Below are 21,354 nucleotides of genomic sequence, written 5' to 3'. Positions count from 1 at the left end.
GATAAGGCGCGAGCCAACGCTCAAGATCCGCCTGCCAGTCCTCGTCCATCGCCAGCCTCCGTCAAAGCTGGCTCCCCATGAATCACGCAATCAGCGACATGGGAATCCCAAAAATCACACTTCTGCCAAAGTAGTGCTAGGCTCAGGACTCATTGATCAGAGCCAGAAGATGACGGTGGCAGCGAGAGCGATAGCGGAGAAGAAGGCCGTAGGGCACCGATCGTAGCGGGTTGCGACGCGGCGCCAGTCCTTGAGGCGGCTGAACATGATCTCGATGCGGTTGCGGCGTTTGTAGCGACGCTTGTCGTACTTGATGGGATCGAGACGAGATTTACGCCCAGGAATGCAGGGCTTGATCCCCTTTTGTTGAAGGGCATCCCGGAACCAGTCGGCGTCATAGCCGCGGTCCCCCAGCAGCCATTGCGCCTTGGGGAAGGTCGTCGAGTAGCGCGGCTGCGCCGGTATAATCGCTGATCTGGCCTGCGGTCATGAAGAAGCTGAGCGGCCGGCCATTGGCATCGGTGACGGCGTGGAGCTTCGTGTTCATGCCCCCTTTGGTGCGGCCGATCAGCCGTCCAAGATCCCCTTTTTTACCCGCAGGCTCGATGCCGTGCGGTGCGCCTTCAAGTAGGTCGCGTCGATCATGACCGTCTTTGGTTCGGCCCCCTCGGCAGCCAACCCCTCCATCATGCGGAGAAAGACACCCATCTCGCCCCACGGCTTCCATCGGTTGTAGAGTGTCTTGTGCGGGCCATACTCCTTCGGCGCATCACGCCAGCGCGACCCGTTGCGATTGACAAAGATGATCCCGCTCAGCACCCGCCGATCATCAACCCGTGGCTTGCAGTGGCTCTTGGGAAAATACGGTCGGAGCCGCGCCATCTGCTCGTCCGTCAGCCAATACAGGTCGCTCATACTCAGTCTCCTTGCGGAGCCTGAATCAGATCACGCCTTTCGGATCAATGGGTCCTGAGCCTAAACCGATCACTGAAAACGCAGCGCAAACCTTTTTCGTTGCCGCTCAATAGTTAGTTGATCGCGGCGACAAAGGCGGCCTAGGTTCCCGGTCTTCGGGGCGGGGAGCGTGCGCAATGCGGTTAGTCGACGCGAGAGTAATAGGTTTCCAGTCTTTTGATGATACGGGTGTCATCGAATTCCAGCCCGGCATCAATCTGCTTGTGGGCCAGAACAATGCTGGCAAAAGTGCTCTCCTGCGCGCGCTTCAGGCCTCGATCCTGGATGACAGACATCGAACCCCGGCTGAATGGCTGGACGGCGCTCTGCCTGTCCCGATGACCGAGTTCAGTTTCGAGGCGGAAGAAGCGGAAATCCTGCAGGCGGTTTTTGAACGAAAAAGTGCGACGGTGATTCCAGCCGAAGGTCAGGACCCTGAACAATATGTTCGGGCGATGTTCGGTTCAGGAGCGGTTCCCTGCTTCGTTAGCCGGCGAGCAAACGAAGCCTTCCAGTCGGTGTATCCGTCGCATCGCAAGTTCCGTTCCGAGAACGGCGCGCGAAAGACCGGTGCTCGCTTGTTCCCTCGAGCGGGCAGTGTGGCGATAGAGGCGTATAACGATGATCAGGATACCTTGCCTGAACTGTATTATCATCTTTGGCAGACCAAGATGTTCTACTTTTCGGCGGAAAGACTAAGCGTCGGAGAGACATCTTACGAATATGTCGGTCGGCTCACACCTACCGCATCCAATCTGGCAGCCGTCCTCGCGACGCTCGCCGGCGAGAGGGGAAACGTCTTTCGCAAGCTCGTAGAGCACGTGTCCGAGATATTTTCGACCGTCGGCAATCTCAGCGTCCGGCCCAAGCCGACCCAAAGCAATACCATCGAGATACGGGTGTGGCCGACGTTCGATCAGGACAGGGTGGAACTGAGTTTCCCGCTCAACCAAAGCGGAACCGGCGTTGCCCAGACGATCGCCATCCTGACGGCTGTGATGACGATCGAGACCTCGGTCATCATGATCGACGAGATCAACAGTTTCCTCCACCCGTCAGCAGTAAAGGCGCTGCTGCGCATCTTGCAGACCGAATATGCCCAGCATCAGTACATCATCTCGACCCATGCGCCCGAGGTGATTGGCTTCTCCAACCCGTCGACGATACACCTCGTGAAAAGACAAGGGTACAATTCGACCGTTCAGCCGTTGGATGTTGGCGAGATCAGCACTTTGCGCGAAGTAGCCGGGCATCTCGGCGTCTCAATGGCTGATGTATTTGCCGCGGATCAGGTGATCTGGGTGGAAGGCGAGACGGAGGAGACCATGTTCCCTTTCCTACATCGCAATTCAACCGGGCCGCTGCCATCGGGCACCATATTCACCGCCGTGGTGGCGACAGGCGATTTCGGAGCGAAGCGGCGAGACAAGACGCTGGTCTATCAGGCTTATTGCCGGTTGAGCGCATCGGTGGCGACTTTGCCGGTGCGGGTTGCCTTCGGGTTCGACACTGAGTTGCTGTCCGATTCGGAAAAAGCGGAAATGGTCAGGGACTCAGGCGGATGCTTGCATTTTCTACCCCGCCGTCATCTCGAATGCTATTTGCTCGACCCAGATGCGATCGCCACGCGCATCGCGCAAAAGGATCCTGCGGCTACGTGTGACGGTGCGGCGATCACGCAAATGATGCAAGACCTGGCCTCCAAACAGTCATATTTTCAGGGAAAAGCCACGGTCGACATTTCGGATCCGGAATGGCTCGCAAAAGTCAATGCGGCAAAGCTTCTGGGAGCGGTATTCTCGGAGGCTAGCGATGCTCGTATAGAATACGACAAGACGACCGATGGGATTGAAATTCTCAAGATCATCTTACGGGATAAACCCGACAAGTTGACGGACCTGATTGCCTATGTCGCGGGATTAGTCGGTGCCGTTCAGGACGGCTGACACGGTCGAGGGCTCCTATAGGTCATTTAGCTGATTTTTTTTGGTCCAGTGACCGGTCATTCGTCAATATCCGAAGAGCTCGTTGCCTGGTCTTCAAAATGAGGAGCGTTGAAATCTAAATAACTGGCATTCAATGCCTCTTGATAATCCTGATGCAAAAAGGCGGCGATGCGGTTGTATGGAACAGTTGCGAAATGAACGCCTGTCACATAGGATCCCACCTGATAGCTGCCAAATGCAAATTCGATGCCTGCGCTGGTAAAGACGAAGTTTTTCAACGCCTCCCAATCCTTGATACCTGCTTGGATGTCATTGGGATCGAGAAGCGGCTGCTCCTCCTCTTCACTTGAGGACCATTTAATGCGAGACAATTCTTGCAGAAGACAACTCTGAATCTCAACTAGTGCATTGGTTTTATTATCAAAAATCGATTCTAGGGAACGGATGTGGAAGAATGGCTCAATGAAGAAGGAAAAGGTCTTGAAACCGGAATTTCCATGAGCGGCACCCGCGCCATACCAATAAATACTGTAGCGAAGGCTCACCGTCTGCCCATGGACGATCGGATCGGAACAAGCCGCATCCCAAGTATGCGTACGTCGAAATCGACTTTGGCCAAAGCTCCAATATTGCCCCTGTGAGAGCAGGCCTGATCGATATTCGCTCAGGCCCTCTTTGATCCAGCCTTTGATAATGTCGGCACAATCGCCGAGATTCTTATATTCGGTGGAGAATAAATGGGGCACCTGCGCTGTGAATGAGTAACCAGGAACTCCTATATGTTCCTCGGCTATGACCGATTTGCTCCAACCGATCCCAGATTCATCGATGGTGATTTCTGTTCGGTTCTCTGCTGCAGTTAGTTGGTGTTGAATTGATAGGATGAGATGGTCGCCAAATCCTTCATCTGTTGCGTCGAGGAACTGAAGATCTGATAAAAGTTCTGGTCTGGCTGCGTCAGTATCTAAAAGAACAGGTACAATATATATGTCACTTGCGAGCTTTTCCTCAAGCTTGGTTAAGGCCAATCTGATTTCCCGCTGAACATAGCCGCGCCGATTGACCGAATGGTTGGAAATGAAAATAACGATAAGAGCAGCCGAATTCAGGGCTCTACGGATTTCGTAATCCCATTGCTGTCCTCCAATAAGCTGTTCCTTGTCCATCCATGCGTTGAACCCCTGCCTTTTGAGGAAGTCATACCAAGGCGCAACGCGCGGACGATCGGCGGTGGTGTAGCTTAAGAAGATAAGCGGCGTGTCAGTCATTTGGGAGGCCAATTCGATTTTTAGCTATGTTGATCGTCTCAGGTCACGCTGCCGCTGTAAACCCGAAACGCCGTTGTTGTCAGCTAGGTCTGTTCCCATACTTACTCGCGTGTGAGGCGTCAGTCCGCAATCGGCCCCTTTCCGCCTCTATACATCATGCGAGGTCGACCAGCAGTGCGCCGCCGAAAACAGCGGCCAGAACAGCTACCTTATCGGCATCGGGGTCGAAACTTAATTCGATTGCAGGGAATGCCACGAGCAACCAGACGCAGAGCGCCGCGATGGCAACCATCCGCTGTCGTACCATGTCAGGGCTGATGTCGACGTCGATGACGGCGTCCCGATCGATCCGGCTCGGGTCGAGCGTGCGCGAGATGGGCCGGGTACTCATCGAAACCGCGCAAGCAAAGGTGTAGGCGCCAAACCACGTTGGCAGATCGTCAAAAAATGGCAGCCAGCCTTCGATCAAATACCCTAATCCCAGCAACGCACTGACCAGAAGACACCCGAAGGCGGCAGACGTGCCTTTGCGCCAGATCCGCGCCGTGAGGCTCGGAACTTCCTCGGCGGTGATCATCACCGGCGGCATGATCGCCGTCTTCGTGATCATTCCCACCGCGAGGCTCGAGGTGACGGCGGCGAGCGGAGCGCCGGGATCAGACAACAGCACCAGCGCCGACGCTGCGGCACACGCGAGCCAGAGTTTCCAGGTTGCCGTCGGCTTCGGAAATTGCGGGTCGAGCTTGGTCCAGCGCAGGCTGAAAAAGCCGGCGATCGTCAGTATCAAGAAGATCATCGCTGCGAATGCGTAGCTCAATGCCCGTACCCCAAAAGCATCTCTTCCGGCCCGATCACCGCGCCCGCAATCTATAACACTGCGCTACCCGCTGGCCATAGGGACTGAGAGCTCGCATAAACGCGGTCCGGCAGCAGCGGTCGTAGGGGCCGCAATCCAAAGGTCCCGTTTGGAATCTTTCCCGGGGCGCATTGCGGCGGCTTCGACCGCTTCCCGGTAGGAGTGTCCTTGTCTGGAAGGGCTAAGACGCGCATCTGGGGGTCTTTTTAACTTTTCGCGCCTGACATTCCTGCCGGACCGCTTTCCCGGGACCGGTTCTTCGCCCGTCGGACAGCCGCCGGTCGGCCACGCGCTCAAAGCTTTTCGCCACCAGCCCGTCCTGCGATCTGTCTCAGCTTGCGCTCAGGCGTCCAAACTGCGACGAATGGTCAGACGTCTCTGTTTTTTACCGAAGGCTGTCAAAGAGGGTTCCGAGTGCCTCGTCATCAAATGTTTCGTCGTCGGGCGTGTCGGGAGCCTCAAACTCGGGATCGACTGACTTGGCTTGCCTGACTTGGACCTCAGATATGCGCTCTTCAACCGCATCAAGAGCCTGCTTAACGATAACCTCAGGCACCAGTGCCCTTGGCGCGAGCTGCCTGAGCACAATTGCGTGATCTTCAAGTTCAGATTCAGAAGAGTAGTTCCAGAGTGTGTCCTCAAGTTGATCGAATTCCCTAGCGATGGCGGCATGTGAAGCTACCCGGAGCCTGTTCGAATAGCCGTAATCGTCTTCCACCGTGTCAGATATTCGTTGGAGGTCGTCCGATCCCATGCCCTCTTCGAGCATCGCGATCATCACGTCCTCGATAGCGGTCGCAACCGTTGTGGTCAGCGGCCCTGATTGGTAGTGCCCTTCGTCGGCAAGTTCGGCAAGTAGTGCAAGCAACCTCGGGCCGTCGCGCCATGGCGAATAATCACGGCCAGGCGTTCTGACAAAGCTGAGCGCGGCTTCGGCGTAGCTGTCGTCCCCACTGTATCTCCAGAGTTCTAAGATAAGCGATATGCGATCCGAGTTGTCTAGGGTAGTGGAGCTGCCGGGTGACGCAAGTACCGGCAGAGCCGGCTTTAATGCCCGGGCGACGTCCGGCAGATCTAGCCAGTCGACGTGCTTCTGCGCGAACGTCCAAATTTCCCTCACGGAGTCCCCAGAGGAACAGCTGTTCGCGATCGCAAGGAGCAGCATGCCGTCACTGAGATATGACGCGATGTAATCACGGACCGATGGATTTATAAAGTCGACATCGCCATCCTCGATGGCGACGAACCCACCCTCGACATGGCGCAGACTGTTCTCGAAATCCTTTGGATCGCGCGCCAAACCCAGGTCCGAGCACATTCGAGCATGAAAGCTTTCAAAGATCATTCGCAGGTTTCCAACACCTCCACCATGCCGCCCGGTGAAGAACAACGCTATCAGGAGATGTCGGGCGGCGGCGGTGATATGCGTACGAAACGCACGATCCCAGAGCCGCGACGGGTTTGCGAGCGCCTCGACGAAAGCGGTAGGGTATTCGGCCGGAGGCACCTCATCCACTCGAAGCACGTCCGTCATCCACTCAATTATACGGGGGCTGTAATTACGGTGATCGATGATGGCGGGGAGCAGCCCACTTTCAATCAGCGCAACGACATGGGCTCGGGGCATGCCACCCAACGCTAAATGATTGTAAAGTATGCGGGCCCTGATCGCTCGCGTGTAACTTGAGAGGTCTAGGACGTAGGTCGATAGCTCGACGCGCCTATCGGCCAGCCGTTCGGACCATTGCCTCGCCTCGTTCAGGATGTAGGCGCGGGTCGTAAGCACGAAACGAGCGTTAGGGCTCGACCGCACCCGGTTCATAAAACGTGTGAGCTCAGAATCCTTTGCCGACAGCGCTCGCTGATCGAGTGAGATAGTGCCAAGGAAGTCGTCAAAGAAAAAAATCTGTTTTCGTCTATCGTCGATTCGCGCGAAGCCGTCATCCAGCGATCGCAGAGCGATTAGCTCCCACCCTTCCCGCAAATATGCAAAAGTTAGGATTTCAGCGAGCGTAGTCTTGCCGACGCCCGGCGGCCCAGAGACGATCAGAACGTGGCGCCTCTCCAGCACTTCCCGCGCGTATGGAAGGCTCGGGTTCGGCGCATAAACTTTTACCTTGGCCTCAATCTCGGACCTGCTACTGGCCGTGAAGGCATGAGAGCCTGAGTTTGCGATCGCATCCAGTATGGTTTCGAGCACGGAGGTACTCGACAGCCAAAGCTTCAAGTGCGCGCGCTCGACCTCCGGATGATTGAGCAGAATCGAGTTTAGGTCACCCTGGCCGAGGATGTCATCCTGCCTCTTCAGTGACGGCCCAATCGCTGCCGCCAGCGACGCCTTGGCCGTCGGGCTCAGATGCCGCGACGTTGCGAGAAGATACCGTGCAGGGGCTAATCGGTCGATTGCCTGCCGCTCTTTTCGCATTGCGGCCAGAAGCTGCGGGGGCGACGACCCGACATAATGCTTGGCTTGTAGGATGATGTCACCCTCCGCGGTGGTGTGGCGTCCGTCCATACCCCCGTCGGGCCCTGGCCCGAAAGCTTCGAAACGCACGTCTAGCGCCTTCCCAATCAGGTCACGCGCCAGGTCTTCAAAGTCTGCGGGTAGCAACGAAGTAAAGTCGTAAGGCAAGGGTTTCTCCGAAGGGGCGTAACCGGGAGTTTGGATGCTGCTGACCCGCATAGGTCTATATTGCACCTTAATATCAGGTATTCCCTAACCAACGCCCTTCGTCGCGCCCTCAAGCCCTGCAATCCGCTCAAGACATATCGCCTGCACGACTCGGCCGAGTTCGTTGATGTGAGCGGCGAGCCAGTTCAGATCTGACACGCTGATCTGGTAGTGCTTTGAATAGCGCGCCTTGACGTAGGCCTCCTTTAGTTTGGTAAAGCGCGCGCGGTCATCCCGCGTGTCATCAGGCCAAACATAACACAGGCGACGATCAAGCTTTTCAGCCTGGCCGCGTAAAAATCCGATGTTGTGAACATGAGGAGTATAGAACGTCACTGTTAAAATGGCACAATGATAAAGCGTTTCTGCGGTTTGATGCAAATCAAATGCTGCTTGCTTTGAATACCCCTTGTCGATCAGAAACTGTGCACTCTCGAAACGCCTCATTGCGTTCGCCGACCATTCCTCGAAATACTCTTTTGCCATCGCCAAAGCGGCGTCGGGCGTCTTCGGTCGAGGCGCGAGAAGTGGTGTATCATCGGACTGGTACAGTGCTATTCCGTCACGCGCGATATCCATGAAGAAGTAGCGTCCCTGAGCGAGCCCGTCATTCACCTCCTGAAGTGAGTGAACGATGAAGTTGACCGGCGTGCGCAACGCTCCGGTGATGGAAAACTCCCGGCTCAGGTGGTCGTCGAGCTTGCTCCAGAACTCGACGCGGTCAGTAAGCCGCTGGTCGTTGACGACGATAAGCAAATCGTAGTCGGATTGGTAGCCCTTTGCCGTATGCGGCTCATCAACCCAACCGCCACGCGCGTATGACCCGTAGAGGATTATCTTGAGGATGCGGCCCTTCTTCTTCCAGTCGTTCGTGCCCAGCGCCAGAACATCATCGAACTCCTCGAAGATGATCTGGATTACGCGCTCCAGTTCGCGCTGCTTGCTGCCGGGAAGGTGGTCGAGGTCCGTTCGCATGTTACGCCCATTTCTGGAGGTTTGCCCGCTCGATGGCAAGCATCGGCGCCACTAAATCCTCACCACCGCAAGCGCTTCCACCACGGGAATGGCCGTTCAAGTTCTTGATCCAAGATCACCAAGGCCGCTGTGAAGGCTTGGCAAACCTCCGCCTCGGCGACGCCGAGCGCGGCGGCAACATTCGTAGAGCTGGTCTCATCAAACCGCAGCTGCCGCATTACGTCGCGTTGCAAGGGAGTCATACGCGCTGACGCCCGTTGGAGGCGTTGCCGAAGCTCCCTCTGCCTCAGGCCATCGATCATGCTTCTTCTCCATGGCTCTCGGTAACCACGCCGTTAGGCAGCAAATCCTTCGCGCCAGTCAGCGCCACGAGCAGCGCGCCTATCGCTTCATTGGCTTCCCGTGCTGTGCTGTCGTCCAGATGTGCGTATCGGGCGGTCATCCTGACGTTAGCGTGTCCGAGCAGCCGCCCGATGACCGGTAGAGTTTCCTGTGACCGTAATGCGAAACTCGCGAAACTGTGGCGCAAGTCGTGTAGGCGAAGGCCCTTCAGCCCCGCCCTTTCACGGACTTTGCTCCAGACATTGGATAGCCAATGATCCCGATCCCGATTGCTGACGGGGAATACATCTATGACACCCCGTTTCCGAGGAATGCCCTGCAATACCTTTCGGGCGTCGGTACCCAGCCAGACGGTTCTTGGGCCGGTTTTCGCATCTTCCAGCAGAAGCCGCTGCCCTTTGACGTTCGACCAGCGCAAATTGGCGATTTCAGACTTGCGACATCCCGTAAGCAGTATGAGGCGGATCGCCGCCACGCGTAGCGGTTCGGTCTGTGCGAAAGCCTCAAGTGCTGCCCCTAGACGGCCCAGCTCTCCGTGATCCAAAAAGCGCTCACACCTGCGCTGCGGGTTTCGCCTGACACCGCTGCACGGGTTGGTGTTCGGCTTTCTATAACCCCACGCCTCTGCCCGATTTAGCATCGCAGCCAATATTGCCAGTGTCCGGTTGGCCGCGCCCGGTCCGCCGATCTGCGTCGTCTTGGAGAACCATCGTATCACGTCCTCCTCCGAAACCTCGTCAATGAATGCAGCCGGGAACGCTCCATCAAGGTGTTGCCGCCGATAGATCGAATGGGTTCGGGCAGTGGAGGGCTTCCATGAAGGGGAAATCCTGCGCCAATACTCGTCAAGGAACTGACCCCACCCGGGCGCCGTTCGGGTGCGCGCGCGGTCCTGCGCAGGGTTCCCATGAGTCTGCGCTCGAAGAAGGACGCGGCGGGCGACATCCTTTGCGATTGAAGCGGACAGGACAGCGGTGTTGCCAATGGTGATCGTCCGCATCGCCCCTCCCATGCGAATCTGGACGATGTAGCTTGATCGGCCTGATGAATAAGTTCGCACCGCGAAGCCCGGAAGGTCCGCAGCGAACACCGTACGGCGTGACCGCCCTGCCCTTACTTTTTAAACGTTGCGTCCGACCCTCGCCAATTCCTCGGCGACGATGACGGCGAAAGACACACCCGTCATGCCTGTCCTCCCAGCGCCCGAGCGAGCCCGGAACACACCCTTTCCGCGCTGTCCGCGATCATATCGTCAGCCAAATGCGCATATCGTGCAGTCGTTTCCGGAAGTGCGTGACCGAGCAGCTTCCCGATGGTCGTGAGCGGAATTGAAGCCGCGATTGCCACCGACGCAAAACTATGGCGAAGGTCATGGAGACGAACATCGGGTATTGCCGCCGAGCGACGCTCACGAAGCCATTCGGGGGCCAGGTTGATAGATCGATCACACTGCTCGTGGGGGAAGACCAGACCTTGTGTCGAATTCCCCTGAAGCGTCGCCAGCACGGTGACGGCGGGTGCGTTCAGCCAGACGGTTTTCGGCCCAGTCTTGCTGTCCGGAAGGCAAAGTCGGTCAGAGCGGACATCCTCCCAGCGCAAACCGGTGATCTCGCCACGGCGCGCCCCTGTAAACAGCAGAAGCCTGATCGCACCCACGAAGCGGTGCGTGGGCCTCCCGTGCCGCCAGCACCTGCCACAGGCGCCGGTATTCAGGCTTGGAAAGGTAGCGCTCGGGAAGCTTGCGTTTGTAGCGTGCGACCCCCTTGCACGGGTTGCTACCCTTAGGCCTGTAGCGCAGCTTTTCCTCGTATCCCAGCATGACCGCCAGCAGCGGAAGGACGCGATTGAAGACGCCCTTCCGCACTGCCAGATCGTCGCGCCAGCGCAGAACGTCACTCCTTTCAATCGCATCCAGTCGCATACAGCCGAATTCAGGGATGAGTTCACGGCGTGCGTATGCTTGGTTGGTCGTGAGCGTCGAGGGCTTCCAGTGGACACCATAGTCGCGCCAGAACTCCGGCAGATATTCGACAAGTGTGGGAGATAATCTCGCCGCCTTCGAGGCATGTACAGACAGACCGGTCAGCGCAGCGCGCTCAAGGAGTTTACGAGCCTGTCTGCGGGCATCGGTAGCCTGCAGACTACTTGAAGGACCGAGTGTGACGAACCTTTGTCGTCCACGATCCTGATACTTGACGATCCAGCTTCTGTAGCCGCTGGGCCGTACTCGAAGGCCGAAGCCTGCAGCTCGGCATCCCATTCGATGGCCGATGACGGGGCGCGACGCCGAGCGATGTTTCCGTCCAGACGTTCCCTGCCAGAAGCGCGATTTTCAGCTACAGCCGGGCATTCGGCCACAGTCAACTGACGCGCGATTTCGACGCCAGAAATGGCAGATTTACGTGGTTTTTTCTTCATAATGCACCCTACCGTGCATAGGGTGCGCTTCGGGCAGCCGCTGCGGTTCCGGGCCGGGCAACGGTTTAAGTTTTCCGGCGGCCGGCCGCTGTTTCCGAATGAAACTGACCATCCGGCTATCCTTAGCCGGAAAATCGGGCCGGTGAAGCGCAGCACGGCTCCGAACGTGATCCTGCGCCGCGGCGCCGTGCCATTCCAAGGCGGCAGGTCAATCCAGGCCGAACAGCAGCGTGCTCTCGATGCGGCTCGCAACCTCCTGCCGGTCAAAATCCACCAACGGTGCGCGCGCATTGCCGCGAGCACAGCCTCCTCAGGCATGGCCAACAGGCCGACATTGAGCAGCAGCTGGTCCCAAAGCAGGCGAACGACCGCCAGCGTACCGGGCGTGGCGAAGTGCGAGATATCGACCGCGGTAGCGGACAGGTAGGAGATGGCTCAAATAGTCAGCGCAGGACCGCAGGAATGGCGACACGGATCGCGCGATGTTTCAAAGCAGTGTCGGCGAGGTGAGGTTGGCGGAAGAGACCTTAGCGCGCTGGCGCGGCTTCGCCCATGGCTCGGTGGTGACGTCTGCATCGAGCGGCCCGTCCCAGATCCGGCATAGCGCGAAAGCCTGCTCGGGCGTGCCATGTAGCCAGGTGTCCCAGGCGTCCCGCCGCAGGATCGTGGGCATCCGGTCGTGGACCTCGGCCATGAACGCGCAGTTGTCGACCATGACCATCGAATAGGCGTCGCCCCATTCGCTAGTCGGTCGCCAGATTCCCGCCACCGCAAACGGTTCGTCGCCGGGTACGGCATACCAGGTTCGGGTCATGCGCCCTTCCTCGCCTTGTGCCTCGGCCCAGGCACTGACCGGGATCAGGCAGCGCCGGTTGACGAAGCTGTCGCGCCAGAACGGGGTTGCCAGCTTGTCCTCGCGGGCATTGTTGACCGTGCGCGGCTTGATCGGAAGCCCGGTACGCTTGCTCTTCATCGCCCGCGGAAACCCCCATGTCATCGATCGGATCTGACCACCGACTACGACGAGGCCCGGATAGCCCGGGTAGATTTCCTCGGCTACGTTGGGTGCAGGCCCGGACCGCGCGGCGAACAGCCCTGCAATCGCGTCGGTCGGCGTGGTCAGGCGATACAGGTTGCAGATGGGCGTGCTCCTCTGGACAGGCAGGATAACCGTCGATTTCGGCTTGGCAATCGGGGCCGCTCCGGCCCCGGGTGATCGCAGGCAGGTTCATCGTCTTAGCGCCTTGGGACCGGGCAGGTCGGATCAAGCGGGCGAGACGCTTCCAACCGATTGCCGTCGCGATGCAGCTTTTGCTGCGAACCCAATCCTTTGCCGGACGTTGATCCAACCATGAAGACCATTGAATTTCCGGATGGAACGACAGTGCCTGCCCTGGGGCAGGGCACATGGATGATGGGCGAGGAGCGCGGCCGGCGGGCCGACGAGATCGCCGCGCTGCAGGCAGGCCTCGATCTTGGTCTGACAGTGATCGACACGGCCGAGATGTATGCCGACGGCGAAGCCGAACGTGTCGTCGGGGAAGCGATCGCGCACCGCCGGGACGAGGTCTTCCTCGTCAGCAAGGCCTATCCCCAGAATGCATCGCGGGCGCGCCTGCGCCAGGCGTGCGAAGCGAGCTGCAAGCGCCTGCGCACTGACCGGCTCGATCTCTACCTGCTCCACTGGCGGGGTAGTGTCCCCCTGGTGGAAACGGTCGAGGCAATGGAAGCGCTGGTCGCAGCGGGGCTGATCGCGCGCTGGGGCGTGAGCAACCTCGACACCGACGATATGGCCGAGCTCGAGTCGGCCGGGGGCCGGGCGTGCATGACCGACCAGATCCTCTACAATCTCACCCGGCGTGGTCCCGAGTTCGACCTGATCCCATGGCTGGGACGGCGCGCGATCCCGGTGATGGCCTATAGCCCGGTCGAGCAGGGCCGGCTGCTGGGACACGGGGCGCTGGCGCGGATCGCAGCCGAACACGGCGTGTCACCGGCGCAGGTCGCTCTCGCCTGGCTGCTGCGACAGCCCGGGATTCTGGCGATCCCCAAGACTTCCTCGCTGGCGCACGTGCGTGACAATCGCGCCGCCCTGGACCTCGATCTCACTGCGGACGACATCACGCTGCTCGACCGAAGCTTTCCACCGCCAACGAAGCGGCGGCCGCTCGAGATGCTCTGAGTGGCGAGCGCCGGGTAGCCTAGCGCCTGGTGGCGCCGCTGCGGGCAGGTTGGGTACCGTCGAAAATCCAGTTCAGGTAAGCCGCGATACGGACACCGCCTTGCTTCAGGCGATCGTCGATCGCGGTCCGGTGCTGGTAGGCATAGTCCCACGAGAGCGCGGGATCGGCCGGATAGATCGTCTTGCGCAAAGCGATGCTTTCGTGGATCCAGACAGAAGGATCGCGCTCATTCCAGGCAATCACCTGCGCGGGCGTGATCGAGCGCGATAGCCACTTGGCGTACTCGGAATACGACAGCGAACGCTGCTCGATCAGCCCCGAATCCCAAACCGAATGCAGGTTGGTCGGCTTGCCGAACCAGGTGACGGCGACGGTATTGCCGCCGCGATCGGTGCCGGCGCCATCGTGCAGCGGCTGATGCAGATCGCCGATGATGTGGACGATGAAGCGCAGCGCCAGGCGCTTGTCGTCCGCTGACGCCTTGGGATCGCGCAAGGTGGCGGTGAAGCGCGACAGCGCCGTCATCGCATCGCCCCCGGCCGGAGTATCGGAGGCCTGGTAGTCGTCGCCCGTCACGGTGACGTAGTGCCAGGGGCTCGCCTGCTTCTGCCAGAAGGTGTCGGGATCGGATTTCATATCGTCGGGCCAGGTCGCCGCCTCGGCCAGGTCTTCGGTCCCGAGCAGCAACCGGACATGGGCGCGGGCAAGCCCGCTCAGGTTCTCGTCGGCGATGGCGCCGGTGATACGGTGGCCGATCGGTCCCCAGGCATAGGCAGGAGAGGCGACGGCGAGCGACAAGGCAAGCAGGATCCGTTTACGCATGCATTTCTCATAGATGAGGCGAGACGGCTTGAAACCCTGCCTGTCGCGGCTTGCCAACAAGGTGCTAGCGATATCGCTCGCAGGCGGACTGAGGATGGAAGGCGGGCTCGCCGTGCCCGGCGTAGATGTCCTGCAGCAGCCAGGTCCGTTCGCTTTCCAGGTCTCCTTCGGGGACGGTCCTGCCCCAGAAGCGCATGGCCGCGTCCCAGCGATAGCCGCGCGCCTTTAAGGCATCCTTGCCTTCGAACGGGGCATCGACGGCGTTCACCCGGTAGCTCGGCCGCTCCGAGCAGGCGACCAGCTTGGCGAGGATCGTTTCGCCGTCCGGGGCTGCATGGCCGAGCAGATAGATGAGCGCGAGGATGTCGTTCTCGGCGCGATGGCCCTCGAAGAACCACCCGCACTGCGCGACGAGGTAGCCGAGAGCCTTCCCGTCGAAGCCCAGCTCCAGCCAGTCGAGTTCGGCCATGGAACAGGCCCAGGGCCGGCCGGCCACCGCCGGGAGCCGGCGATCGACGAAGGGCCGGTCGAAGGCGGCATTGTGGGCGACGATGAGGTCGGCGGAGGCGAGGATTGCGATGGCGGCGGACTCGTCGATCGCCTGACCTGCGAGGTCGTCATCGGTAAGACCGGTGAGCTGAGTGATGCGGGGGTCGAGGGGGCGCTGCGGGTCTTCGCGCCAGACCCGCGGCGTGCCGATCTGGACGATCCGGCCAAGTTCGTCGAAGCGGAAGCGCTGGACGGCCAGTTCGATGATCTTGTCAGTTTCGCGGTCGAGGCCCGTCGTCTCGACATCGAGTGCAATGCCGATCCGCGTTTTCCCCACGGCTGGCCCCGCGTGGAGGTGATCCACCGGCACCAGCCGCCGGAGCACGCGGAAGTCCGGGTGCGCGGCGAGGGCACGCGCGGCGTCTGCGAGCAGGTCGATCGGGGGAGGCGCCATGGGGGCGTGATAGCCAAGCCAGGCGCTGTGTGAAACCCCGCCCCGTTTACCGACGGGAAAACGCGGCATGTGTGGCTAGCGGCGTGCGGGGCGGCGCGGATCAATGAAAATCGTGGCTACGGATCGGCACGAGATCATCCGGGTTTGCCGCAGTGCCAAAGGGCGGCGAGCCCAGTGTCCGGCCCCGCGGCCACGACGGATCACGTGGGTCGGGCCCGCCGCCGTTGCTGGCACCATCGCCGCGCCCCGGCGCCACCGCGAAGTCGGCATGGGCGATCGATCGCAGCATGGCGTCGAGGTCGGTGATGCGGTCGCAGATGACGTGGATGATCTCACCCTCCTTCTGCAGGCGGCCGCGCATCGCGATCATCGAGGCGGACATGATCTGGCGGCGGTAGATCTCGAACTTGTTGGGCCACAGGATGCCGTTGGCGATCCCGGTCTCGTCCTCGATCGTCACGAACAGGACGCCCTTGGCCGAGCCGGGCCGCTGGCGCACGAGGATCACCCCGGCGACCTCGATGTTGCGACCATCAGGGACCAGGCCAAGATCGGCGCAGCGCACGATGCGCATGGCATCCAGTTCGGCGCGCAGGAACTGGAGTGGATGCCCGCGCAGCGACATCTGGAGCGAGCGGTAGTCCTCGACCACCTCGCGGCCTTTGCTCATCGCCCGCAAGGTCACGTCGGGCTCGACGCTCTCGGGCGAAAAGCGCGCCTCGCGCTCGTCGGTTGCCGCAAAAAGCGGGAGCGGCGCATCGCCCAGGCCCTTGACCTTCCACAAGCCCTGGCGGCGATCCTCGGCGATGCACGAGAAGGCGTCCGCCTCGGCAAGCCGCTCGATCGCGGCGCGCGGTACTCCGGCGCGGCGCCAGACCTCCTCGACGCTCTCGAACGGGGCAGGGCCACGCGCCGCGACGATCGAAGCGCCATGGAGATTGGCAAGGCCGCGCACCTGACGAAAGCCGAGGCGGACTGCCAGGTATCGGCCGCGTGCGTCCCGGGCGGGCTCCAGCGAGCAATCCCAGTGGCTGTGGTTGATCGAGACGGGACGTACCTCGACGCCGTGCCCGCGCGCATCGCGCACGATCTGCGCGGGCGCATAGAAGCCCATCGGCTGCGCATTGAGCAGGGCGGCGCAGAACACATCGGGGTGATGGTGCTTCATCCAGCAGCTGGCATAGGCGATCTTGGCGAAGGAGGCCGCGTGGCTCTCGGGAAAGCCGTAGGAGCCGAAGCCCTCGATCTGCTTGAAGGTGCGCTCGGCAAAGTCCTTCGGGTAGCCCCGCGCGACCATCCCGCCGACGAGCTTGTCGTAGAAGTGGCTGACACCGCCGGTCAGCTTGAAAGTCGCCATCGCCCGGCGCAGCTGGTCCGCCTCGGCAGGCGTGAAGCCGGCACCGACGATTGCCACCTTCATCGCCTGTTCCTGGAACAGCGGCACGCCGAGCGTCTTTTCCAGTACCGCGCGCAGCTCGGGCTTGGGATATTCGGCCGTCTCCTTGCCTTCGCGCCGGCGCAGGTAGGGGTGGACCATGTCGCCCTGGATCGGGCCGGGCCGCACGATCGCGACTTCGATGACAAGGTCGTAGAACTTGTCGGGCTTGATGCGCGGCAGCATCGACATCTGCGCGCGGCTCTCGATCTGGAAGACGCCTAGCGTGTCGGCCTTCTGGATCATCGCATAGACATCCGGATCGTCGTCCTGCAGATCGGCCATGCCGACCCGGATGCCCTTGTGCGTCTCGAGCAGGTTGAAAGCGCGGTTCATGCAGCCGAGCATGCCCAGGCCCAGCACGTCGACCTTCATGAACTTGAGGGCATCGATATCGTCCTTGTCCCACTCGATGATCTGGCGATCCTCCATGCGCGCGGGCTCGATCGGCACGAGATCGTCGAGCCGCTCCTGGGTCAGTACGAAGCCTCCGGGATGCTGCGACAAGTGGCGCGGCGTGCCGATCAGCTGGCGCGACAATTCCAGCGTCAGGCGCAGGCGATGATCATCGGCATTGAGGTTCAAGCTCTCGATCTGTTCGTCGCCGATTCCGTCCATCGACCAGCCCCAGACAAGGCCGGTGAGCATCTTGGTCAGGTCGCGAGGCAGCCCGAGCGCCTTGCCCACTTCCGCGACCGCGCCGCGGGTGCGGTAGCGCGTGACGACCGCGGTCAGCGCCGAACGATGGCGGCCGTAGGTGTCGTAGATCCACTGGATGATTTCCTCGCGCCGCTCGTGCTCGAAGTCGACGTCGATATCCGGCGGCTCCTTGCGCTCGCCGGAGACGAAGCGTTCGAACAGCAGTTCGTGTTTGATCGGATCGATCGAGGTGATGCCCAGCATGAAGCATACGCAGCTGTTGGCGGCCGAGCCGCGACCCTGGCACAGGATGCCGCGCCGCCGACTTTCCGCGACGATCGCATGGACGGTCAGGAAATAGGGTGCGTAGCCGAGCTGGGCGATCAGCCGCAGCTCGTGGTCGATCTGCTTGCGGTAGGCCTTGCCAAGCCCGTCGGGGAACATACGCGCAGCTGCCTCCTCGGTCAGGACGGCGAGCGCCTGCTGCGCAGTGCGTCCGGCCATGACTTGCTCGTACGGATACTGGTACTCGATCTCGCCGAGATCGAAGCGGCATTGGCCGGCGATGTCGGCGCTGGCCAGGATTGCATCGGGGAACGCCGCGAAACGGCGCTCCATCTCTTCCGGGGACTTGAGGTTGCGGTCCAGGTACCGCTCGCGCTTGAAGCCCAGCGCGTCGATGGTGGTCTTCTCGCGGATCGCGGTCATCACGTCCTGCAACGGGCGCAGTTCGGGTGCGTGGTAGAGCACGTCACCGGTCGCGACACTGCGGATCCCGGCCGCCCGGGCCAGGGCATCGAGGCCATGAAGCCGGGCCTGGTCGCCGGGCCGGCGGCGCAGCGACAGCGCACAGTAGCCGCGATTCCCGAACACGGCGCGCAGGTCCGCGAGGTGCTGCGCTGTTCGCACGTCCGGCATGTCGGGAAGCAGGATCGCGACCAGTCCTTCGCAACGCTCGGCAACGTCGCTCCAGGCGAGGATACACTTGCCCTTGCCGCCACGGCCCTTGCCCAGGGACAGCAGGCGCGTGAGCCGCGACCAGGCGGCGCGATCGGTGGGGTAGAGCAGCAGCGCGCGCCCGTCGGTCAGGTCCACACGCGAGCCCGCGATCATGCGTACGCCGGTCTCCTTTTGCCCCGCCCATCCGCGCACTACCCCGGCGAGTGTATTATGGTCGGCAAGGCCAAGCGCGGTGTGGCCGAGCGCCGCGGCGGCTGCGAACAGTTCCTCGGGGGCGGAAGCGCCGCGCAGGAATGAGAAGTGGCTGGTGACCTGCAGTTCGACATAGGTCGCCATCAGCCGAACACGCCGTGGAGATACCAGGTGAGATCGCCGGTCGGCGCATCGATGCCGTCGCCACGCCGGAACAGCCAGAAGCGCTCGCCGCCCCCGGTCTCGACCATGAAATAGTCGCGCACCGCCCACATTTCGCGCGCAGACCGCCACCATTCGCCATGGATGCGCTCGGGCCCTTCGCCCGCCGATACTTTGTACGCACTGCCGCGCCACGAGAAGCGGCGTGGCGGATGATCGGGCAATAAGGCGACCACATTGGTGAGCGGCTCGGGCCGATGCAGCAGGCGCACCGGGCGGCGCCAGGCGGGCCAGCCGGATGGCGTCGCCAAGGGGCCCGCCCGCCGCACCGCACGCTCGGGCACGTCGCTCTCGATCGCGCTGAGGCGAAACAGGGCCTCCTCCCCGGCCCGGCCTGCCAGCTGGTCGACGAGCGGGGCGACGTCGGGCGCGCGCCGGGTGTCCAGCAGGCCGCAATTGAGCGCAACCGGTTGCAAATCCTCGACGCGCGGCGCCGCGAGCTGCATCACCTCGATGCCGAGCCCGGGATCGATCCGCTCGACGCGCATTGCGAACATGCGCGCCAGGTGTTTGGCGTCCCGAGTGGCGCGCGCGGTGCCTACGGCGACGCGCTGGTCGATCCCGTCCACCCGCTGGCAGGTCAGCACCGCGGTGCGCAGGCCCAGCCGGCGGCCCTGCAGGTCGTGCACGAGGTCGGCGAGAAGGTCGCCGATGACGTGGTTGATCGCCTCGGCGGTGACGATCGGTTCGAGCAGCCGTCGTTCGGCGCGCGGCACCTCGAAAGGGACCACCGGCACGATCGGTTCGGCAATGAGGCCACGTGCCTGATCGAGTCGCTCGACCGCCTTGAGTCCAAGGCGTTTGGCGAGGGGGCCGCGCGGCATCGCGTAGAGATCAGCAATGCGTTCGAGCCCGAACCGGCTCGCTGTGGCCAAGGTGTCGGCGCAGAGCCGCAGCGCCGCAAGCGGCAGGTCGGCGATCGCCTGTGCTTCGGCGCGGGGCGGCAGGATCGTTATCGCGCTCCCCCCGAAGCGGGCCAGCGCATGTGCAGCACCGGGCGTTCCAGCGATGGCGATATGCGCGGTAAAGCCCAGGCGCTCCAGAAAACGCAGGAGCCGGCGGCAGAAGCGATCCTCGCCGCCGAACAGATGCGTGGTCCCGGTCAGGTCGAGCCAGAGGCCGTCGAGATCGTAGGCACTCGCCATTGGTGTCCAGTGGCGCACGGCGTGAAGCGCCAGACGGTCGAGCCACATCGCGTCGGCATCCTGCTCGGCATCGCGCACGTCGAGATCGCTCACCAGTGCCCGCGCATGGGCTGCAGCCATGCCGGGGCGCAGGCCGAGGTCGAGCGCGACCGGGCATGTGGCGGTCACGATGTCACGCTGGCCGCTGCGCGCGATGAGAATCATGGGCTTGGCCCAGGGATCGGTGCGCGGGCGCGCCACCGGCGATGGCCTGGCTGCACTGGCTGGCCCGCCATCGTCGGGGGCCATCGCGCGAAAAGGGTGATCGGCGGTTTCGCTGCGCCGCCCCATCTCGCGCATGGTCGGGCGCTGGTGCGCGGGTAGGGCATCGATGTCTGACGGCGTCGGCGCGGCGCCAAGCGCGCCTTGCGCCCAGCGTGCGCCAGGGCGCCAGCCGCCGCCACGCGGCACCGAGCAGGGGCCGGGATCGTCGTCGATCGCCTGCGCGAACCGAGGCGTCAGCGCGGCCGCGTCAGGCGGCGCGGATGGCCGCTCGAACCGGCGCAGTCGCTCGATCGGCAGCTGGGGCAGGTAGAGCGAGGCAACCCTGGTCATCGCAGGCCTCGACGCAAAGAGAAAAGGGATTGCCGCCGCGCTGACGGAAAAGCTCGACGGACCATTGCCCGCGGCCGACGCCCGGGTGTGGCAGCGGCAAGGACGGTGCAGTGCCTATGCTCCATCGGGTCATCGCTGCGGACGGCGAAGCGAGGGGGCTGCGCTCGCGCGAGCGATGCCGCCGGTAAAGCAGCATCGGCGTCATCCCATCGGAGGCGGCAAGCTGCAGGCGCCGCGTCACGGTTTGGTCGGCCGATTTGACCTCGGCGATCACGCAGGCCAGCGATCCGTCGCGTAAAGCGTCTTCGGCCAGCGCCAGGACCTCGGCATCCTTGGCCCCTTGCGCGTAGAGCACTTTGTCGGGCCCGAGGCCGACCTGCTCGAGGCCGGGGGCGTAGAGGTCGAAGCGGCTGAGCGCCCACAGCACGGTCATGCCTGCACCGGCGGCAAAGCGCGCGGCGAGGCCGGCAGCGAACAGCGTCGCGGCAGCGTCGTCGCTCCAGCTCGAGCTGGCGCCGGCTATCTCATGAAGTGCGGCAGCGTCGAGGCCGCCGCTGGCAAGCCGGGTGTCGATCTCCGCCACGCCGAACGGCAGCACCGGACCGCGCACGGCCTGGACTTGCGCAATCTGGGCGCGCAGCACGGCGAGCTGCTCGGCGGGCAGCCGCGAGGGAAGGGCGGTGTGCAGGATCATTGGTCAAGGGCGACTCATGTGTTCGCCATATGTTCTTATTTGTACCCTGTTCCGTCAAGGCGTCCGCTCGGACAACTCGGGGGATCGTACGCTAA

Annotated in this window: 15 protein-coding genes and 1 pseudogene; 2 read left to right on the top strand and 14 right to left on the bottom strand. The window is 61.9% G+C overall.

Going from position 1 to position 21,354, the window contains the following annotated elements; translation table 11 throughout:
- Positions 1 to 156: 156 nt before the first annotated feature.
- Positions 157 to 915: pseudogene (locus tag ACFFDA_RS09040) on the bottom strand (IS5 family transposase).
- 176 nt (positions 916 to 1,091) lie between these two features.
- Between ACFFDA_RS09040 and ACFFDA_RS09035 the strand changes: the two are divergent.
- Complete coding sequence (locus tag ACFFDA_RS09035) at positions 1,092 to 2,900, top strand: ATP-dependent nuclease (RefSeq protein WP_404478360.1); 1,809 nt, start codon at positions 1,092 to 1,094, stop codon at positions 2,898 to 2,900.
- Positions 2,901 to 2,956: 56 nt separating this feature from the next.
- Here ACFFDA_RS09035 and ACFFDA_RS09030 read toward each other — a convergent pair whose 3' ends face one another.
- From ACFFDA_RS09030 to ACFFDA_RS08995, 8 genes are all read right to left on the bottom strand, one after another.
- Complete coding sequence (locus ACFFDA_RS09030) at positions 2,957 to 4,168, bottom strand: TIR domain-containing protein (protein ID WP_404478359.1); 1,212 nt, start codon at positions 4,166 to 4,168, stop codon at positions 2,957 to 2,959.
- A gap of 154 nt (positions 4,169 to 4,322) precedes the next feature.
- On the bottom strand, positions 4,323 to 4,985 hold the full coding sequence (locus tag ACFFDA_RS09025) for a hypothetical protein (protein WP_404478358.1): 663 nt from the start codon (positions 4,983 to 4,985) through the stop codon (positions 4,323 to 4,325).
- A gap of 424 nt (positions 4,986 to 5,409) precedes the next feature.
- Positions 5,410 to 7,656: a restriction endonuclease gene (locus ACFFDA_RS09020; protein ID WP_404478357.1), complete on the bottom strand. Its 2,247-nt coding sequence runs from the start codon at positions 7,654 to 7,656 to the stop codon at positions 5,410 to 5,412.
- An 84-nt stretch (positions 7,657 to 7,740) separates the two neighbouring features.
- Positions 7,741 to 8,670, bottom strand: a complete 930-nt coding sequence (locus ACFFDA_RS09015) for a nucleotidyltransferase and HEPN domain-containing protein (RefSeq protein ID WP_404478356.1) — start codon at positions 8,668 to 8,670, stop codon at positions 7,741 to 7,743.
- 298 nt (positions 8,671 to 8,968) lie between these two features.
- On the bottom strand, positions 8,969 to 10,012 hold the full coding sequence (locus ACFFDA_RS09010) for a tyrosine-type recombinase/integrase (RefSeq protein ID WP_404478355.1): 1,044 nt from the start codon (positions 10,010 to 10,012) through the stop codon (positions 8,969 to 8,971).
- A gap of 182 nt (positions 10,013 to 10,194) precedes the next feature.
- A complete protein-coding gene (locus ACFFDA_RS09005) occupies positions 10,195 to 10,668 on the bottom strand; it encodes a site-specific integrase (RefSeq protein ID WP_404478354.1) in 474 nt (157 codons plus the stop codon).
- Entirely contained in the window at positions 10,586 to 11,272 is a 687-nt protein-coding gene (locus ACFFDA_RS09000; RefSeq protein WP_404478353.1) for an integrase arm-type DNA-binding domain-containing protein, read from the bottom strand. The genes ACFFDA_RS09005 and ACFFDA_RS09000 overlap by 83 nt, the downstream gene beginning before the upstream one ends.
- Before the next feature lie 645 nt (positions 11,273 to 11,917).
- On the bottom strand, positions 11,918 to 12,523 hold the full coding sequence (locus ACFFDA_RS08995) for an SOS response-associated peptidase (RefSeq protein ID WP_404478770.1): 606 nt from the start codon (positions 12,521 to 12,523) through the stop codon (positions 11,918 to 11,920).
- A 258-nt stretch (positions 12,524 to 12,781) separates the two neighbouring features.
- On the opposite strand from ACFFDA_RS08995, the gene ACFFDA_RS08990 reads away from it, so the two are divergent.
- On the top strand, positions 12,782 to 13,612 hold the full coding sequence (locus tag ACFFDA_RS08990) for an aldo/keto reductase (RefSeq protein WP_404478352.1): 831 nt from the start codon (positions 12,782 to 12,784) through the stop codon (positions 13,610 to 13,612).
- Positions 13,613 to 13,631: 19 nt separating this feature from the next.
- Here ACFFDA_RS08990 and ACFFDA_RS08985 read toward each other — a convergent pair whose 3' ends face one another.
- From ACFFDA_RS08985 to ACFFDA_RS08965, 5 genes are all read right to left on the bottom strand, one after another.
- Positions 13,632 to 14,435: a S1/P1 nuclease gene (locus ACFFDA_RS08985; protein ID WP_404478351.1), complete on the bottom strand. Its 804-nt coding sequence runs from the start codon at positions 14,433 to 14,435 to the stop codon at positions 13,632 to 13,634.
- 64 nt (positions 14,436 to 14,499) lie between these two features.
- The gene (locus tag ACFFDA_RS08980; RefSeq protein ID WP_404478350.1) at positions 14,500 to 15,378 is read right to left on the bottom strand and encodes a 3'-5' exonuclease; all 879 of its coding nucleotides are present in this window, start codon (positions 15,376 to 15,378) and stop codon (positions 14,500 to 14,502) included.
- Positions 15,379 to 15,478: 100 nt separating this feature from the next.
- Positions 15,479 to 18,748, bottom strand: a complete 3,270-nt coding sequence (locus tag ACFFDA_RS08975) for an error-prone DNA polymerase (RefSeq protein WP_404478349.1) — start codon at positions 18,746 to 18,748, stop codon at positions 15,479 to 15,481.
- Positions 18,748 to 20,565 (bottom strand): DUF6504 family protein, encoded by a 1,818-nt coding sequence (locus ACFFDA_RS08970; protein WP_404478348.1) that lies wholly within the window; start codon positions 20,563 to 20,565, stop codon positions 18,748 to 18,750. Before ACFFDA_RS08970 ends, ACFFDA_RS08975 begins: the two co-directional genes overlap by 1 nt.
- The gene (locus ACFFDA_RS08965; protein ID WP_404478347.1) at positions 20,483 to 21,259 is read right to left on the bottom strand and encodes an ImuA family protein; all 777 of its coding nucleotides are present in this window, start codon (positions 21,257 to 21,259) and stop codon (positions 20,483 to 20,485) included. Before ACFFDA_RS08965 ends, ACFFDA_RS08970 begins: the two co-directional genes overlap by 83 nt.
- Positions 21,260 to 21,354 lie beyond the last annotated feature (95 nt).

The sequence above is a fragment of the Novosphingobium sp. BL-52-GroH genome, from assembly GCF_044813085.1.
Classification (GTDB): domain Bacteria; phylum Pseudomonadota; class Alphaproteobacteria; order Sphingomonadales; family Sphingomonadaceae; genus Novosphingobium.
Note: the sequence above shows the minus strand (reverse complement) of the source record. Positions and strands in the feature narration are given on the sequence as shown.